Source organism: Pseudoalteromonas sp. B62 (assembly GCF_037162565.1).
Classification (GTDB): Bacteria; Pseudomonadota; Gammaproteobacteria; order Enterobacterales; family Alteromonadaceae; genus Pseudoalteromonas; species Pseudoalteromonas fuliginea.
Window position 1 is genome coordinate 547,809 of sequence record NZ_JARLVB010000002.1, and the last position, 17,051, is coordinate 564,859.

Sequence of the window (17,051 nt, forward strand, 5' to 3'; positions counted from 1 at the left end):
AAAATCGGCCTCAACATATTAAATTTAAAGAGATAAGCATGCAAATCAGTAAAAATTCAGCTGTTGAATTTCACTACACACTCAGTGAAGGCACTGAACAAGTAGAAAGTAGCACAAACGAAGCACCACTCACTTACATTCATGGTAGCGAAGGCATGCTTCCTGGTTTAGAAAAAGCACTTGAAGGCAAACAAGCTGGTGAGAAGTTTAGTGTAACGCTAGAGCCAAGTGAATCGTACGGCGAGCGTGTTGATGACTTAATTCAACGCATCCCGCTTAAGCACTTACAAGGCGACGTTAAAGTATGGAAACCAGGTATGACAGCAATGGTAAGTTCTAACCAAGGTCGTCATCAAGTGACTATTGTTAAAGTAGGTCGCTTTAACGCAGATTGTGATTTAAACCACCCATTTGCGGGTAAAACGCTAACATTTGATGTGGAAATCATCTCTGTACGTGAAGCAACAAGTGAAGAAGTTTCTCACGGACATGTGCACGCTGAAGGCGGCTGTGGCCACTCTCACTAATCACCTTTACTAATTAGGATCAAATATGGCTAAAGTTGCTATTGTTACTGGCGGAACAAAAGGCATTGGTTTAGCAGTAATTAAACGCTTGCTAAACAGTGGTTACCAAGTTCATAACCTCGATATAGAGCCTAGTGAATACGGTATATTCCATCAGTGCGATGTCAGTGATGTAACAGCCGTACGTAGCTGTATTAAAATTATATACGAGCAATCGCAACGAATAGACGTACTTGTTTCTAATGCAGGAAAGCATTTAAGCGCAAATATACAAAGCACCGACGAGCAAACTCTCGATGCGCTGTTTGCGCTTAATGTTAAAGGCGCTTATGCGGCAGTACAAAGTGTATTGCCTAGCATGAAAGCGCAAAATAACGGCGTTATTATATTAGTCGCTTCCGATCAGGCACTTATAGGTAAGCAAAACTCTTTTGCGTATAACCTGACCAAACACGCCCTTGCCTCTATGGCAAAAACAACAGCGCTTGATTACGCGAGTTTCAATATTAGAGCAAATGCCGTATGCCCTGGCACAATAGAGACCCCGCTATTTCATAACGCAATAGATGCGTACTGTAAAAAAAGTGGTGCAAACAAGGCCGAGATAGTTGCCGAAGAAGCAAGCCTTCAACCGCTTAACCGATTGGGGCAAGCCGACGAAGTTGCCGCTCTTGTGAGCTTTTTAGCAAGCGACGATGCCAGCTTTATTACTGGCAGCCTACAAAGTATTGACGGTGGCTATACTGCCCAATGAGTACAAAAATAATTGACCCGCATGTCCATTTCTTTAATTTAATTGAGGGTCAGTATTTATGGTTGCAGGGCGCCAATCCGCCAACATGGACAAATTTAGATAAAATAAAACAGCAAATTAGCGCAGAACAACTTATTGAAAGCACTGATTTCGAACTTTCTGGCTTAGTGCATATAGAAGCTGGATTTGATAACAGCGCACCTATTAATGAGTTAAAATGGCTTGATAAACACTTAAGTAATATTGCCTATAAAGCGATTAGCTTTATACAAATTGATCAAGACAGTGAGTCATTTGAACGTACGCTAAAAAACCTTATACACCCAACGTTAGCCGGGATCCGAGATATTACCGAAGGCAATGATGCAGCACGCTTATTAAACAGTTTTTGCTTAGATAATCTTAAAATATTAAGCCACTTGAATCTGCATTTTGAAGCGCAGCTTGAGCTTGAAAATATACCAATAGTAAAAAAATTAGCGTATTACGCGAAGCAACTCCCACATCTACAGATTGTAATTAATCATGCTGGATTACCAAGCAATATAGTACTTTGGCAACAAGGTATTGAACTATTAGCCAAAAATTGTAACGTTGCAATTAAGTTTTCAGGGTTTGAGCTTCTGTCGCTAAATAACCAACAGCAAATTACGTGTTTTGATATTATTTTTCAGCATTTTGGTGAGCAACGGATTATGTTTGCCAGTAATTTCCCCGTTTGCCAAATTAACTCCAGCTATAACAATTTATGGCATGCTCATTTGGGGTTGTGTAACAGTGATCACATCTGGCACCATTTAAGCTACAAAAATGCCAAACATCTCTATCTAGTATAAATAAAAACCGCTATATTTACGTATTAGTATAAAAAGCGAGCCTTCACATGTTCATTCCTACGAAGTTAAATATTGCAAAAACCATTCTGCCTTTAACACTTATTAGCATCTTAAGCGCATGTGGCGGTGGCGGTGGCGGAATTTTAAATGACAGTAATAGTGTCACTCCTATTGGCTCAAATACAACAACTTGGACCGCCAATGAATTTGCTCGTGCTAGTCAATTTAAAGGCCAGTGCCAAGCAAGTGATGAGAAGAACTGGCTACGTTCATGGAGTAATGAAACATACCTTTGGTATGATGAAATTATCGACACTGACCCAGCTCTTACGAGTGGAGTCCTTGATTACTTTGAACAACTAAAAACCAATGAACTCACCGAATCGGGTGCAAAAAAGGATAACTTTCATTTTAATTTACCTACCGATGAGTGGGAACGCCAAAATCAAGCAGGCGTAAGTTATGGCTACGGTTTCAATATAAAAATTCTAGCGTCTAGCGCACCTCGCCAAGCCATAATAAGTTATACGCAGCCCAATACTCCGGCAAGTAACCAAAACCTAACACGTGGATTTGAGTTAGTTGAAGTAGATGGTATTGATTTTGTAAATACCAACTCATCAAATGATGTTAGTGTTATTAATGCAGGTTTATTCCCTACGCAAACAGGTAAAGTAACTGAGTTTGTATTTAAAGATATCAACACCAACGAAAACCGTACTGTTACCCTCACGTCGCAAAATATAACCTCGCAACCGGTAAGTAATGTACGGACTGACTTAGCGAATGGAGAGGTTGGATATTTTCAATTTAATAGCCATAATGCAATTGCTGAAGAGCAACTATACAACGCATTTAACCAACTTGCTGCAAGCGACATTAAAGACTTAGTCATCGATATACGCTATAACGGTGGTGGGCTTTTACAAATGGCAAGCCAAATTGCTTATATGATTGCAGGTAATAGTAATACACAAGGTAAGGTTTTTGAACGTACTATTTTTAACGATAAAAACCCAAATACCAACCCAATAACAGGGCAAGCACTTACCCCAATGTCTTTTACCAATCAATTTGTGGGATTTGAGAGCAACCCAAGTATTACACCGGGTACACCTTTGCCAACACTTAACTTAAATCGTGTATTTGTGCTTACAACCAGCAGCACTTGTTCTGCCAGTGAAGCCATTATTAATGGTCTACGCGGCGCTGATGTAGAGGTGATTCAAGTGGGTTCAGGTACTTGTGGAAAACCATATGGCTTTTACCCAACAGATAATTGCGATACAACTTATTTCACCATTCAATTTACCGGCGAGAACAATAAAGGCTTTGGTGAATTTTCAGATGGTTTTGCACCACAAAATACATTAGATAACGCACTCCAGCCTGTATTAATAGCAGGCTGTGCCGTTGCAGATGATTTTACTACTTCCTTAGGTGATGCTAATGAAGCACTACTCAAAACGGCACTTAGCTATCGCACAACAGAGAGCTGTCCTGCGCCAAGCTCTACCAGTAGCAAGCAGGGTTTTGCTCCATCAATTGTAGATGATTCACCAAAGGTAGAAGATACCCGAGTGCAAACAATGCTTAATCAAAATATTATTCTCAGCGATAACATAAGGTAGGCTATGCAAATGCGTTTACTAATAATCACAGCTATCATAATGTGTACGCTTACTGGGTGCTCAGCACAAAGCTCTGAGTCGACACCTAAGCTGCAACATGCATTATTGGTAGAACCAAATAGTGAGGCTGTAGCCGAGGTTATAGCTCTACTACTTCATAGTCAGCAGATACAATTAGCTGATGACGTATTTTTAACAAGTAGTACGGTAACGCTCGATAAACTTAATCAAAAAGATACTTTGGGTAACCCGATTATGGGCAAGCAACTCAACATGCCCGATCAATTTGAGTTAATGATTAAAAACGAGCAATGTTTTGTACGTCACCTTGATAGTAAGGCAACCAAAGTCATAAATGATGTTAATTGCCGAGTAAATAACTAGTTTACTCAATGGCAATTTATATATAAAAAACGCTATGCTCACTGGAGTATATGTTTTACCTAAGCGCAGGTTATTTAACCTGTAAAACAACTATAATGACATTTATTAACCCTAAAACAGGATATTAAAATGAATAATCTTAGCTTTCGAGTTATTCCTACAGAAAATGGACAATGGAACATTTTTAGCCCTACGGGCGGAGATAGTGAAAATATTTGTATTGATTATAAAGCATTAAAGGCAGGCCAAGCCGTCAATTTATATTATGAATTGGTTGATTGTCTAGGATGGGAATTCGCTGAAAATGGCACCTACTTCTCTGATGCTAAAGATAATTTTAATTATCAATTAACAAGTATAGTGGCCAATAGCGGTCAATCACTTATAGTGTCTATCTCAAGTATCATTCCTGCCCACGCATTGCCTGCTCAGCTAGCAACAGAACTTGCTGACAATCCAGACGAAGCTGTTTCAGGTATGCTAAGTGAGAGCGCAGACTATGAAGTAAACTTCCGTCTTGTCGCTAAAAACACAGCTAATCAAGAACCAACAATGCGCTATTTCTCTCAAGATCCGCGAGTGATTCTTCAAGACATGGAACCACACTAGGAATTTTATGTACAGAGAGAATCATAATTCTCTTTGCCTAAGAGTTTTTGAAACTTACTCTCTGTACATAACGGCTTGAACCAACCAAGTCGATAAAAAGTGGGGCTCCATCCCTTTTTAATACTTTGCTCTACAGATGCAACCGCTGAGTACTTCTCTCCTAAGATGGTCTGAATCATAGCTTTCACAAAGTATACTTCGCTTAATTCAGAACTTTGAGCTAAAGCACGATCGATACTGATCATCGCTTCTTGCCCTTTATTCAAATGAACCTGTGCTTGCGCTTTTTCTAATAATAACTCAACAATTTGTGTATCGTCTGCTATCTGTCGATCTATCTTTTTATAAATATCAAAAGCCAGTTCCTTTTTATCTAACATATATAAAATATCAGCTAGATTGAGCTGTTGCGTACTATTTATAGAGGAGAGCTCTGCTGCCTTTTGGGCATGGTGTAATGCATCTTTTAACTCCCCTTTTAAAGACAACACAATAGAGTAATTTGAATATGTTGATGAAATAGCAGTCCCTGCTGAAATTAATCGCTGGTAGTTAATTTCAGCCTCCGCTAGGTCACCTGATAACAATGAAATATCTGCGAGCGTTTGTAGCGTAATAAAATCATTAGGTGTGTAGGTAAGTATTTTTGATAAATACTCTGCTGCTTTTTGATTATTGCCTTGCATAAGGTGGGCAATAGCTAGATTCCGTGTTGCAACAAGTGTTGGCCTTATTTTATAGGCGAGCTTTGCATGCGTTAAGGAACGCGCTAAATTACCATTTCTTTTATAGTAAATTGCTAGTAATGTTTGTTTTTGAAACTCTTCAAGATCTGACTCCTGAATTTTTTGTATCACAATTTCCGCATTATACTTATCTTTAACATGCTGATGAACTTCTAACATATCAATTAAGTAAGCAGCACTATTACGATAAGTACGAGGTAAAGTATTTAAGGTTTGTTTTAATTTTTTTATAATTTCGGGATCATGTGTTTTATCATACTGACGAAGTACGATTTTACGATACAGTGGATATAAAGGTGTAAACTCGGGACTGTGTAAAATCAAATTCTCAGCATCTGCCATTAAAGATTCCGCATCACGCGAATTATTTGACACTACACGTACTAAATTCACATATTGATCTAAAAACTCACTCTCTTTTTTTAGTGTTTGCCTACTCGCAACATTACCTGTGTATAATTTTTCAACAAAACTACTCGCTAAATTATAAATTCCCATGTAATTCTCAGTATCACTTGCACTTCTTTCTTCACGAATTAGCGTCGCATTTCCCCCATTCAGTAGGCTTAAGTTGATATCACAAGAAAGTGGAGTGCAATCTAAGTGCGTAACAAGTAATTGATCCGAATTAAGTGCCTGGCCTAAAGAGGCTAAATTTGTGTCTTTGCCTAATAATTTTTGAGTTTGTCGTATTTCAGTTTTTGAGATTAATGCATAATCAGAGTGATTTAATAAGTAATGCGCTATAGCATCATTAATTGCCAAGTTAAGCACTTGCTTTTGAGCATCTAAGAGTTTGGTTGTTTTACTAAATTCGACAGGTAACACTGCAACGTAAGTTTTGGGTTTATTTGCTTGCCAATACCAAATGCTCACACTGAGTAAACTGATGGTAATACATGACAATAATGCAAAAATGCCCCACTTATTCCTTTGTTTGTGTTTGCTAGCTAAATGAATGTCTGCCATAGAAATAGTTTCACTATTACCATTTAACGACAATAAAATACGTTTTAATTCATCAGTAACTTCTACGCAAGATGACGGTCGGTGTTTTACATTATAAGAAAGAAGACGGTTTATAAGTAGTCCCAATGGTTCTGGGATACCCGTAATAGCGCATGCATTAGCGCTGCATTTATTATTTTTTATTTGCTCTGCTATAGACTTATTAGTAAGGTCAGAAGACTGTGCACTATATGGATGTTGATTAGCGAATAATTGATAAGCAATTAATCCAAATGAAAACAAATCACTTCTAAAGTCTAGCGGTTGATCATTTAACTGCTCTGGAGACATTGCTGTTAAACTGCCAAAGCTCATGTTTTCTTCCGATTGCAAAGTATCTTTTATCTGTGAAATACCAAAATCAGCGATTTTAGCTGAACCACTTTCATTGACCAAAACGTTGCTTGGCTTCAAATCAAGGTGCAAAATATTTTGCTGGTGAATGGTTAACAACCCTTCACTTATATCAATTAATAATGCTAGCTTTTCTTGTGCAGTTAATACTTGTTTTTTTAACAAACGTTCAAGTGTTGTACCTTTAACATATTCCATTTCAAGAACCAATTGCTCACCATACTGGATGGTCTTATAAATCTGGACTATGTTTGGATGATTAAAACAAGCTAATAATTTAGCCTCTAATAGTATTTGATCTGTAACTGAAGATGATAAATCGATTACTTTGAGCGCAACTTGGCGATCTAACTTTAAATCAGTAGCAAGGTAGACTTTGCTCATACCTCCTTGTGCTAAAACGTTTAGCTTATGGTAATGCTCTTCTAATTTAAACACACTGCAACTCAATAATATTTACATTTTAATGGTTAGTGTAACTTCAAAGATTAAATAATTACAATCTATTGATATTATTTAAGTATAATAAATTATATCAATAAGAAAAAACGGATGAACCATGGCTGTTTTAAAACATATAGAATCCCAGAGTAAATTCTATTTACGTGCTTTCCACCGCTTTGGTAGATTAGTACACTCTGTAGATACTTTGCTTGATTTTCCTGAAATCACACGTATTCATGCCGTAATTGAATGGCTAAATGAGCAATGGTGTATAAATGATTTAAGCAAAAATGGCGTTTGGTTAAACGATAAAAAAATCAGTAAAAATCAAAATATACCTTTAAAAAAAGGCGATAATATCCGTTTTTCTGAAGTAAATAATGCGGTGTATCAAGTTATTTGCGTCGACCCACCAAGAGACTTATTGTTACCAGAAAATGCCTCGCATGAAGACGTCATTTTTCTAGAGCAATACCATTTTTTACCTGACAATAAGCAACCTGAAGTGATTGTCTTTTTCGACTCACAGCAGCACTGTTGGTATTATGAAACTATGCAAGATCACCTTCTGACCCTAATGAGTGATGGTCAAAATTTATATATTGGCGGACAAAGTTGGTACTTATTTCAGGCTGAATCCACCATGCAAGAAAAAACAGTTGAACTCAAAAGACAGCCTAATAATAATTTAGAGTTCATTTTTAGCCTAAGCCTCGATGAAGAATTAGCCGAACTAAAAATCAAAAAAATAAAGTTACATTAGACTTTGATGTGCGTTCTCATCATTATTTAACCTTGCTATTAGCACGATATAAATTAAATGACATGCAAAATAATTTTGAGGCTGATGTACAGGGTTGGGTGCAAGTAAAAAAACTAGCAAAAGATTTAGGTATTAGTGAAAGTCACGTTAATATTCAAATCCATCGCGCACGAAAGCAATTTGTTGAAATACTTAATAATGAAATAATACCCAGTGCATTGATAGAACGTAAACGCGGAAAAGTCCGCTTTGGCGGAAAAACGTTTACTATTTATAAAGGAAAAAAATAGAGTCTTCAAATTTAGAAGACAATGTAGAGTGAGCAGCAGATCATACAATAAAAAGCACTAGTGACATTTTTAGTAATAAATTAGACCGGCTGAAATAGTCGGTCTAACTTATTTTTAATAGTTTATTTTTTAAAGTGTAATATTATCAATCTCAACGCATTGGCTACTTAATTTCAACTCGCTGAGAGCGCATAACAATCTCGTCATTTAACTCAATACCTAACCCTGGCTCTTCTGATACTTCAAAGAAGCCGTTTTTAGGCTGTGGATCTTGCAAACATAACTCGCGGTTCCATTTTTTAATCGCATAAGTATGGTGCTCATGAATTAAAAAGTTAGGGATAGCCGTTTCTAAATGCAGTGATGCTGCGGTTGCAACAGGGCCGCCACATACGTGAGCTTGAATTCGCACATCAAAAATATCAGCGTAATCACACACTTTTTTAGTTTCGGTAAAACCACCGCACAAACCAATATCTGGCTGTAGAACATCAATACTTTGATCTTCTAAATATGGGCGCACTCCCCAGCGGTTATACAGACGTTCGCCACCAGCAATAGGCACATTAACTTTATCTGCTACTTTTGCGTGTAATGAGTGGTTTAGGTAGTTAACTGGCTCTTCAAAGTACATACAGTCAAATTCTTCTGCAATTTCACCCAACTGAATGGCTGTTGTCACGCCTGGTAAACTGTGGCATTCAAAAATAATATCCACTTCATCGCCTACTGCTTCGCGAATAGCTTGCATGCGCGCACGGTATAACTTCATTTCAGTACGTGAGATTATTTTTGTACGATCGTAATAAGTATTGCCGTCTTTATCGTACTGAATTGGATCTACTTTAACTGCATCATAGCCTTCGGCCATCGCTTTCAAAGCAGCTTCTGCATATTCTTGCGGCTGTACTAGCGCTTTAAATTCGCTATCCCAGTCAAACTGTAATTGCGATGCGTATGTACGTAGTTTGTCGTTAACTTTACCGCCTAATAATTGATATACAGGTAAACCAAGCGCTTTACCTTTTATATCCCAAAGTGCGGTATCAATTGCGCTCATTGCAGCATATACAACTGGTCCGCCGCCTAAACCCCAAAAGCTCTCACGTAACATACGTGACCATAGTTTTTCTGTTTGAAAAGGGTCGTGGCCGATTAAAAAGGCGTCGGCCATTTCTTTAATCATAGCAGCGGCTGCACTGTGGCCTAAATCGTAAGCAAGGCCTGCCTCGCCAACACCACTAATACCTTCGTCAGTATGAATACGTACAAATACAGGTGTCCAAGAAGGCCTATCAGGACAGTGAATATCAAATACTTCAACGCGATTTACTTTCATTAAAATTCCTTATTAACCGCTATGGGTTATTTTGCAAAACTAGAGTCAAGTCGGTACGCTTTACGCAACATTGCAGGCCACGCAAGTTGCCCGCCCGTGCTGCCACTGTGTACTACGTTTGCTTGATTATAAATATTGTCGATTATAGGTTGCGGCACTTCTATAACCTCTTGCGAGCTTGATTGTAGCGCTAGTTGTATTTCACACGCTCGCTGTAAATCATAAAAGCGCATAAACGCATCGCCTACCGTTGGGCCTACTGTTAAGCCACCGTGGTTTACCAATAACATATGGTTAGTGCTGCCCAAATCATCTTGCAGTACTTTTCGTTCATCGTCGTTTACTGCAAGCCCTTCGTAGCCATGATAAGAAAGCGATGGCAGTGAAAACATTGAATATTGGCTAAGCGGTAACAAACCATTTTTTTGTGTAGCGACTGCGATTGTTTCTTTAGTATGAAGGTGAATAACACAATGAGCGTCTTCGCGTACCTCGTGAATCGCACTGTGAATAGTAAAACCAGCTGGATTAATACTAAATGGCGTATCGTCAATAATGTTGCCGTCTAAGTCGACCTTCACTAAATTAGAGGCAGTTACTTCATCAAAGGTTAAACCAAAGGCATTCACTAAGTAGTGGTCGGTGCCAGGCAAACGTGCTGATAAATGCGTATAGATTAAATCCCCCCAACGAAAGTGCTCTACCAGTCTATAACATGCGGCTAAATCAACACGAAGTTGCCACTCTTGTGCTGATACTTTATTTTTTAAATCGAGTTGGGGTAAATCAAACATAATAAGCCTTTTAAAACGTACATTATCAATCTGTACGAACAGATGTTTAGAAGTCTAAAGCAGTCTCTATTTTATAGCAAACACCAAACAAAACAGCCACACTATTGTGTGGCTGTTTATAAAGCTAAAATACCAATTGCATTCAAATGGTATAGCTGCGTAAATTATTTTACGTTAGCTAGGTAATCTGCAATTGCTTCAAACTCTTCATCAGTTACCGTTGCAACCATTGCTTTCATGGCCATGGTCATACCGTTGTTACGTGCACCTGATTTAATGTCTTTCATTTGCGCTACTAAATAGTCTTTGTTTTGACCGTTTAGTTTAGGGTACATACCCATAATTGGTGCTTTACCTTCAGCGCCGTGACAAGTTTGACAATTTTTAGCGGTATAAAGTGCAGCGCCATCGGCAGCAGCTACATTAAACGAGAAGCTTGCGGCTAAAGTAATACCCGCGCCTAATAGTAGTGTTTTCATCTTGCTCATTGTATTTACTCTTCTTTTTTGACGGTTAGAAAAACTGTTCTATTGATTGTAGTAAACAATCAAATAAAAAGCATACGTACGAAACGACGCTAGACGATCAACTTAACCAAAAAACGCTAACTCGTTTCTATCCCACTTTTATATACTTTAGCAAATAAAAATGAGCTTACCCTTAATAGACTATTACCACACTATATCATCTGGTACTTCAAAGTCTGCGTATGGGTCATCTTCATCTTTTGGTTTGTTTTCTGGCTCCACATGAAAAACAATATACTTTTCGTCAACTTCAGCCACTTTGCGTGCTGGTTCGTCGTCTAAAACGTAAAATTGCCCTTCTAGTACACAGATAGCTAAACGACCACCCGATAACGCTTTTTGCGTTTTCTCGTTCACATCGATATTTTTTACTTTGTTTTGATAAGTAAAATTAAATGTGCGCTCACCACGAATAGCGTCTTGGTTGTGGTGCTCTAAAATTTGTTTAACACGCGCTTCTTGTTCGCGCTGCTTTAAGCTAACTTGGCGTGTTTGGTTAAGCTCTTCAGCCTTTTTTTGTTGCTCTAGCTTGGTTTGTTGGATGTGCTTTTGCAGATCACTTGGGTTACTAGTAGCCCCTTTCTTTTGCTTTTTTTGTTGCTTACGTTTTTCTGATTTAGCAACTTTAGCATTATGCGATGTTGTTAATCCTGCTTGAAGCAATTGGTCTTGTAATGAACCCATGGCTTTGTTCCACTAAAAACTAATATTAAGGTTATTTTAATCACCAACGACTCTAAATAACAGCGCTATCGACATTAATCTAACAAACTAGTTAAAACAAACCATGATATAGCGCAAAGAGCGTGCTTTTAATTATGCATTAAAAGCAATTTTTAATACAATGCCGCCTAACCAATCAGCAAATGTACAAGGCATATAATGCGTTTACCTCATCTACTCGTTTGCTCGGTATTTATATTTTTTGTACTTTATGCGCCACAGCCCTTACTCAGTCTTTTTGCGAATGAGTTTAATGTAGCCCCTGCGGTAGCTGGCAGCTTAATGACCGCAACTATGCTGCCCTTGGCCATTGCACCACTTGTTTATGGTGTACTTTTAGCAAAACGCAACCCATTACTCGTATTGCGTATTGCAATGGTATTTTTAGGACTTAGTAGCCTGCTTTTCATTTATGTACCGAGCTTTGAACTTTTGCTCTTGGTTAGATTTCTACAAGGTTTAACGCTTCCAGCAGCTTTAACAGCAATGACTAGCTATATAGGCATGAGCTACAGCGCAGATGCCCTTCAAAAAAATATGACCCTGTATATTGGTAGCAGTATAGTTGGAGGTTACTTTGGCCGCGTACTCGCCGCTTTGTTTAGCGATTTGTGGCATTGGCAAAGTTTTTATTATGTTATTGCTTTTATGCTTATTTTTTTGGCTTTAACAATTAAGCATTCTCGCTTTTCAAACCCAGCTACACCGTCGCAGCTCTCCCCTCTAGATTACCTTAAACAACTTAAAGAAGGTGCTGTACTTAAAGTGTATGGCGCCGTTTTTTGTATGTTTTTTTGTTTCGCTGCACTACTTAATTACTTACCGTTTATATTACAAAACACGTTTTTAATTACGAATACTCGTGACATAGGTTTAGTTTACAGTGGTTATTTAATTGGTGCACTCGCCTCTATTACTGCACCTTGGCTGCTTAAAAAACACCTTCATCTTGGCATCTTTTAGTCGCTGTATTTAGTTTTTATAGTGTGAGTATTATTTTATTAATGAGCCACCAACTTAGCTTATTTTTAATCGCATTTACTTTGTTTTGTGGGGCAATGTTTGTAATCCATTCAACTGCAGCGCCGCTCGTTAACAAAATAAGTAAAGCCCCACCAAGCGTAACCAATGGCGGGTATGTATCATTTTATTACAGTGGTGGTGCATTAGGGTCGTTATTACCCGGTGTGGTATACCAACATTATGGGCAAACAGCGTTTATGTTTACGCGGTTTGCTTATGCGGTTTATCGTTAATTGTGTGGGCTTATTTTGAGGGTAAAAATACAACTCGCGGTTGATGCTTTGTGTAATTAAAAAAAGTTTCTAAGTCAGCCTTGCTAAGCAACCATGTTTGGGTATTTTCAAATGGATGACAATGGAACAAATCGCCACCCCAAATATCTTGGTCAACCCATAAGCTCACTTCGTTTTGCTTATCATTTAAAAGAGCCAACATAGATACACACCCAGGAGCCACTTTTAAATATTTAGCTAGCCGCTCACTTGATGCAAACCCTAAGCGTGAAAGACCTTGCTGCTTTGACAATACCTTTAAGTCGAGTTATTTATCGTGCGCTGTAATAACTAAAAAATGTCGCTTACCCTCATTGTCACGTAAAAATAAATTTTTAAGACGTGTACCTGGGCGCTCAATCATAAACTCATCAGCCGCTAAGCTAGTATGTAGCGGCGGATGCTCTATTACATCGTAATTAATATCTAGGTGCGCTAAAAGCTCTGCTAACTTAGTTTTATCAGCCAACATATTACAAACAACGTCCTCTTAATTGCACACTCAAATCTCGCCATATAACGTCATTGACTTCGTGTTCGTTATCGCAATACTGACGCTCTTTTAGCTCTTGATTTAATAACTCAACAGCTTGGTCTTCTAGCTGCAACTTTAAAACACTCGACTCTTCAAAATGCTCTTGCTCAATATATTGCTTAACCTCACCACGACTTGGTCTGTTATTAGGACCACGGTCAAGATTAAAGTTTTCACGATGCTTAGCTTTTACTGAAACAACATAAGCAAAAATTTTATTACCTTGCGCATCTTTTTTTCATGAAACTGTTTGTTGTTTATTTCAAAAGGAGGCCCGTCACTTGACGCACAACCTGCGAGTAAAACCATCATCACTAGAACACTTTTTTTCATGTTTTTTGTCGTTTTAGTTTGTAATTAAGCCGAGTCTATCAAAATTTGTCATAAACAGTAAAAATTAGCGAAAAAATACTTGACCAAATTTATAAAAAAATTTAAAGTTCGTCCCGCTTGGAACTCAGCAGCCAAGTAATTACGTAAATCGTAATTTAGGAATGTGGGGCTATAGCTCAGCTGGGAGAGCGCCTGCCTTGCACGCAGGAGGTCAGCAGTTCGATCCTGCTTAGCTCCACCACTTTCCTAACTCCTCATCAAAAAACAAAAACTATTTTTTCGTAGTGTTAATTACTTTCTTTTCTAACTAATTTTTATAACTTTCAACTTGAGTCTTTACAACTTATTAGCTATATATAATGTCATATGTATTAATGCTTTAGGCTTATCATGGACACCCCTAAGCGCTCAACGTTAAAAAAACTTGCTGTTATTGGTTTGACTGCTGGCGCGATTACGCAAGCTCCTTATGTTTTTGCCCGAAAAAAGTCACTTTAAGAGTCCTTGGTACACATGTCACATTACAAGATGCTATTCGAAAACAAGCGATGAGCGACTTGGGTATTAATATCGAATTTACACCCGCAGGCAGTGCAGCCGTTTTACAAAGAGCGTCAATGGCCCCAAGCTCCTTTGATCTATACGAACAATGGTCAAATAGCATAAATGTGCTGTGGAATGCAGGCTCTATACAGCCAATAGAAAAAAACGACTCACTTACTTTAATGAAATTAACAACCTTACTAAAACAGGAAAGCTCACCGAAAATGCAAATATTGGTGCAGGCGATGCTCCGTATAAATTATTAAATGTCCAACCCGATGGTACATTAAGCGAGCACGAAAGCGATCACATAAGCTTTTTGCCTTATGTGCACAATGTCGACTCTTTTGGTTACAACACTGATTTCATCAAACCAGGTATAGCTTACGAAACAGAAAGCTGGAGTTGGCTATTAGATGATACGAACCGAGGAAAAGTAGCCATTGTAAATGCCCCTACTATCGGATTATTCGATTTGGCCTTAGCTGCACAAAGCAAAGGCCTCATAAAATTTAATAATATCGGTTCAATAACGCGTTCAGAAATGGATCGACTCTTTAGTATATTACTTGATTTTAAACGCCAAGGTCACTTTAGTGGGTACTGGAACTCTGTGCCAGAATCAATCGAGTTTATGAAGAGCAAACGTGCGCATATAGAGAGCATGTTCTCACCAGCAGTAGCCGCGCTTAATAGCCAAGGTGTTAATGTGCGCTTTGCCGCTCCAAAAGAGGGTTACAGAGGCTGGCACGGTGTGATGTGCTTATCGTCACAAACACAAAATAGCGTTAAAGATGCTGCTTACGATTATATGAATTGGTGGTTATCAGGTTGGCCGGGGGCTTTTATAGCTCGTCAAGGTTATTACATTAGCAACCCTGAACGCTCAAAGCCACTACTGAGTTCTTCTGAATGGGACTACTGGTACGATGGTAAAGCAACTGAAATAGACTTACGAAATACCAACGGTGATATAACGATAAAAGCAGGAGAGGAACGAAATGGAGGTAGTTATCTCAAACGTTTCAGTAATGTTGCAGTATGGAACAGTGTTATGCCAACCTACGATTACAGTTTGCAAAAATGGCATGAGTTAATTAGTCGCTAATGAAAATTCGTTCGATAAAATCAAAAATAATTTTAGCTTTGTGCTTACTTATGAGCTTATTAGTACTGCAAAGCTATTTATTTAATTATTCACAAAAATCATTATTAAACTTACAAAAAGCACAACACAATGCACTGATGCAAAATGAAAGTGTAACGCGTTTAGAAAACGATGTTATTTCACTGCAAAGTCAGGCGATTGCTTATGTTGATAAAGCAAATCAAAATACAATCGAAAAATTCGACCTTTATTTAAATGAAGCAAATAAAAACCTCAATCTCTTAAAAAGCAATTCTGTAGAGCATTCTTTAGAGTATCAAAGTGCACTAAACAGACTTGGTGACTACCTAAGTAACTATCAAGACACGTTCAATCAAATTGTGATGAATCGAACTAAACGAGAGCAACTTTACATAACGCAATTTAAACAACCTATTACAGATCTAAAAATACAGATAACGAAATTAGAAACGCAAGCTTCCCTAAAAGCAAAGCTATTTTTAGCGATATATTGCTTACTATAAGCAACCTAGAGCACGCGGTAGTAAGTTACCTGTATAAACCTAATTTTGACGAAGCACAAAATGTTAATAAAAACCTTGAGCATTTACACTCAAAATTAGCGAAAGCACCTAGCATAAGCAGTGTCTCCATGAACACGATTACAAACTTAAAGAAAGCTTACAGCCAATTAATGCTGCTGACACGTAGCTACACTTTTTCGATTAATGTTGTGCTTACTGGTATTGAAAACGAATTACTCTATTTAGCTAATCAAGTCAAAAAAACTGAAAAACTGAAATTTAATGAAACTGAAAAACAGCTCAGCTCCCACCTAATAAGCTACACAGAACAAGCGAATTTATTCGCTTTATTAATTACGATTATTGTTATATCAGTCGGCTACTTTATTTTTAGATCGGTCATTAAACCAATTACTCAGTTAACCACTTTACTAAACGATATGAGTAATGAAAAACAAGTTACGCTCAATAAAAACCATCATAATCAAAGCGAGATATCCGCAGTAATAAAAGCAGCAAATATGTTGTATCAAAAAAATCAGCAAACCAAAGAGTTACTGATTGAAACGCAGGCGTTAAATATCCAAATGGAGACTATGAACAAAGAGCTTACAGTTGCGATAGCACAAGCCGAAAGTGCTAACAAAACAAAAAGTGACTTTGTGGCAAATATGAGTCACGAGCTGCGAACACCAATGAATGGCGTATTAGGTATGCTACAGCTTTTAAGAGACAGTACTTTACCTACTAAACAGCAACATTACGCAGACAAAGCATATTCAAGTGCACATAATTTACTGCATATCCTGAATAATATTTTAGATTTTTCTAAACTTGAATCAAAAAAATAAAAATAGAAGAAATACCATTTACTCTCGACTCTATTGTAAAAAACACGGGCAATTTATTTAAAGATACCGCGAATCAAAAAGGCTTAGCACTTGAATTTAATCTACATGCTGACCCACATTTAGAGCTGATAGG

15 protein-coding genes, 1 tRNA gene and 4 pseudogenes are annotated in these 17,051 nt (G+C 37.8%); 13 read left to right on the top strand and 7 right to left on the bottom strand.

Annotation, left to right across the window (positions count from 1 at the left end; all coding sequences use genetic code 11):
* The first annotated feature begins 38 nt into the window (after positions 1-38).
* The 6 genes from P4S71_RS06970 (at position 39) to P4S71_RS06995 (ending at position 4,741) form a co-directional block, all read left to right on the top strand.
* Positions 39-527 carry an FKBP-type peptidyl-prolyl cis-trans isomerase gene (locus P4S71_RS06970; protein ID WP_007375964.1) on the top strand — a complete coding sequence of 163 codons (489 nt, stop codon included), beginning with the start codon at positions 39-41 and terminating at the stop codon, positions 525-527.
* A 25-nt stretch (positions 528-552) separates the two neighbouring features.
* Entirely contained in the window at positions 553-1,281 is a 729-nt protein-coding gene (locus P4S71_RS06975; RefSeq protein WP_096793862.1) for an SDR family NAD(P)-dependent oxidoreductase, read from the top strand.
* Positions 1,278-2,117: an amidohydrolase family protein gene (locus P4S71_RS06980; protein WP_337119523.1), complete on the top strand. Its 840-nt coding sequence runs from the start codon at positions 1,278-1,280 to the stop codon at positions 2,115-2,117. Before P4S71_RS06975 ends, P4S71_RS06980 begins: the two co-directional genes overlap by 4 nt.
* Positions 2,118-2,164: 47 nt before the next feature.
* Positions 2,165-3,748 (top strand): S41 family peptidase, encoded by a 1,584-nt coding sequence (locus P4S71_RS06985; protein WP_337150355.1) that lies wholly within the window; start codon positions 2,165-2,167, stop codon positions 3,746-3,748.
* Positions 3,749-3,751: 3 nt separating this feature from the next.
* Positions 3,752-4,132 carry a hypothetical protein gene (locus P4S71_RS06990; protein WP_337150356.1) on the top strand — a complete coding sequence of 127 codons (381 nt, stop codon included), beginning with the start codon at positions 3,752-3,754 and terminating at the stop codon, positions 4,130-4,132.
* 129 nt (positions 4,133-4,261) lie between these two features.
* Positions 4,262-4,741, top strand: coding sequence for a hypothetical protein (locus tag P4S71_RS06995; RefSeq protein WP_096793866.1), 480 nt, complete (start codon positions 4,262-4,264; stop codon positions 4,739-4,741).
* A gap of 5 nt (positions 4,742-4,746) precedes the next feature.
* Here P4S71_RS06995 and P4S71_RS07000 read toward each other — a convergent pair whose 3' ends face one another.
* Positions 4,747-7,287 carry a protein kinase domain-containing protein gene (locus tag P4S71_RS07000; RefSeq protein WP_337150357.1) on the bottom strand — a complete coding sequence of 847 codons (2,541 nt, stop codon included), beginning with the start codon at positions 7,285-7,287 and terminating at the stop codon, positions 4,747-4,749.
* A 121-nt stretch (positions 7,288-7,408) separates the two neighbouring features.
* On the opposite strand from P4S71_RS07000, the gene P4S71_RS07005 reads away from it, so the two are divergent.
* Both P4S71_RS07005 and P4S71_RS07010 read left to right on the top strand, forming a co-directional pair.
* Positions 7,409-8,056 carry an FHA domain-containing protein gene (locus P4S71_RS07005; protein WP_337150358.1) on the top strand — a complete coding sequence of 216 codons (648 nt, stop codon included), beginning with the start codon at positions 7,409-7,411 and terminating at the stop codon, positions 8,054-8,056.
* Positions 8,057-8,118: 62 nt separating this feature from the next.
* On the top strand, positions 8,119-8,346 hold the full coding sequence (locus P4S71_RS07010) for a hypothetical protein (RefSeq protein WP_337119528.1): 228 nt from the start codon (positions 8,119-8,121) through the stop codon (positions 8,344-8,346).
* Positions 8,347-8,509: 163 nt separating this feature from the next.
* On the opposite strand, the gene P4S71_RS07015 is transcribed toward P4S71_RS07010, so the two are convergent.
* The 4 genes from P4S71_RS07015 to P4S71_RS07030 all read right to left on the bottom strand — a co-directional run bounded on the left by P4S71_RS07015 (position 8,510) and on the right by P4S71_RS07030 (position 11,690).
* Entirely contained in the window at positions 8,510-9,685 is a 1,176-nt protein-coding gene (locus P4S71_RS07015) for a mandelate racemase/muconate lactonizing enzyme family protein (RefSeq protein WP_007375956.1), read from the bottom strand.
* Positions 9,686-9,711: 26 nt separating this feature from the next.
* Complete coding sequence (locus tag P4S71_RS07020; protein WP_007375955.1) at positions 9,712-10,479, bottom strand: class II aldolase/adducin family protein; 768 nt, start codon at positions 10,477-10,479, stop codon at positions 9,712-9,714.
* Between the two features lie 164 nt (positions 10,480-10,643).
* Positions 10,644-10,967, bottom strand: coding sequence for a c-type cytochrome (locus tag P4S71_RS07025; RefSeq protein WP_096793870.1), 324 nt, complete (start codon positions 10,965-10,967; stop codon positions 10,644-10,646).
* 183 nt (positions 10,968-11,150) lie between these two features.
* Complete coding sequence (locus P4S71_RS07030; protein WP_002957867.1) at positions 11,151-11,690, bottom strand: DUF2058 domain-containing protein; 540 nt, start codon at positions 11,688-11,690, stop codon at positions 11,151-11,153.
* Between the two features lie 198 nt (positions 11,691-11,888).
* Between P4S71_RS07030 and P4S71_RS07035 the strand changes: the two are divergent.
* Positions 11,889-13,029, top strand: a pseudogene (locus tag P4S71_RS07035) (MFS transporter).
* Here P4S71_RS07035 and P4S71_RS07040 read toward each other — a convergent pair.
* Both P4S71_RS07040 and P4S71_RS07045 read right to left on the bottom strand, forming a co-directional pair.
* Positions 12,996-13,496: pseudogene (locus P4S71_RS07040) on the bottom strand (prolyl-tRNA synthetase associated domain-containing protein). The pseudogenes P4S71_RS07035 and P4S71_RS07040 overlap by 34 nt on opposite strands.
* 1 nt (position 13,497) lies before the next feature.
* Positions 13,498-13,892, bottom strand: a pseudogene (locus tag P4S71_RS07045) (hypothetical protein).
* Positions 13,893-14,057: 165 nt separating this feature from the next.
* Here P4S71_RS07045 and P4S71_RS07050 point away from each other — a divergent pair.
* From P4S71_RS07050 to P4S71_RS07065, 4 genes and pseudogenes are all read left to right on the top strand, one after another.
* Positions 14,058-14,133: transfer RNA gene (locus tag P4S71_RS07050), tRNA-Ala, on the top strand.
* 149 nt (positions 14,134-14,282) lie between these two features.
* A pseudogene (locus tag P4S71_RS07055) lies at positions 14,283-15,543 on the top strand (ABC transporter substrate-binding protein).
* A 50-nt stretch (positions 15,544-15,593) separates the two neighbouring features.
* Entirely contained in the window at positions 15,594-16,067 is a 474-nt protein-coding gene (locus P4S71_RS07060) for a hypothetical protein (protein WP_337119529.1), read from the top strand.
* Between the two features lie 128 nt (positions 16,068-16,195).
* Positions 16,196-16,918: a histidine kinase dimerization/phospho-acceptor domain-containing protein gene (locus P4S71_RS07065; protein WP_337119530.1), complete on the top strand. Its 723-nt coding sequence runs from the start codon at positions 16,196-16,198 to the stop codon at positions 16,916-16,918.
* Positions 16,919-17,051 lie beyond the last annotated feature (133 nt).

Excerpts from the sequence above, each read along its gene's own strand:
- P4S71_RS07030 (WP_002957867.1), bottom strand. The coding sequence starts at position 11,690 with ATGGGTTCATTACAAGACCAATTGCTTCAAGCAGGATTAACAACATCG.
- P4S71_RS07060 (WP_337119529.1), top strand. The coding sequence starts at position 15,594 with ATGAGCTTATTAGTACTGCAAAGCTATTTATTTAATTATTCACAAAAA.
- P4S71_RS07020 (WP_007375955.1), bottom strand. The coding sequence starts at position 10,479 with ATGTTTGATTTACCCCAACTCGATTTAAAAAATAAAGTATCAGCACAA.
- P4S71_RS06995 (WP_096793866.1), top strand. The coding sequence starts at position 4,262 with ATGAATAATCTTAGCTTTCGAGTTATTCCTACAGAAAATGGACAATGG.
- P4S71_RS06990 (WP_337150356.1), top strand. The coding sequence starts at position 3,752 with ATGCAAATGCGTTTACTAATAATCACAGCTATCATAATGTGTACGCTT.
- P4S71_RS06985 (WP_337150355.1), top strand. The coding sequence starts at position 2,165 with ATGTTCATTCCTACGAAGTTAAATATTGCAAAAACCATTCTGCCTTTA.
- P4S71_RS07005 (WP_337150358.1), top strand. The coding sequence starts at position 7,409 with ATGGCTGTTTTAAAACATATAGAATCCCAGAGTAAATTCTATTTACGT.
- P4S71_RS06980 (WP_337119523.1), top strand. The coding sequence starts at position 1,278 with ATGAGTACAAAAATAATTGACCCGCATGTCCATTTCTTTAATTTAATT.
- P4S71_RS07065 (WP_337119530.1), top strand. The coding sequence starts at position 16,196 with ATGAACACGATTACAAACTTAAAGAAAGCTTACAGCCAATTAATGCTG.
- P4S71_RS07025 (WP_096793870.1), bottom strand. The coding sequence starts at position 10,967 with ATGAGCAAGATGAAAACACTACTATTAGGCGCGGGTATTACTTTAGCC.
- P4S71_RS06970 (WP_007375964.1), top strand. The coding sequence starts at position 39 with ATGCAAATCAGTAAAAATTCAGCTGTTGAATTTCACTACACACTCAGT.
- P4S71_RS07015 (WP_007375956.1), bottom strand. The coding sequence starts at position 9,685 with ATGAAAGTAAATCGCGTTGAAGTATTTGATATTCACTGTCCTGATAGG.
- P4S71_RS07010 (WP_337119528.1), top strand. The coding sequence starts at position 8,119 with ATGCAAAATAATTTTGAGGCTGATGTACAGGGTTGGGTGCAAGTAAAA.
- P4S71_RS06975 (WP_096793862.1), top strand. The coding sequence starts at position 553 with ATGGCTAAAGTTGCTATTGTTACTGGCGGAACAAAAGGCATTGGTTTA.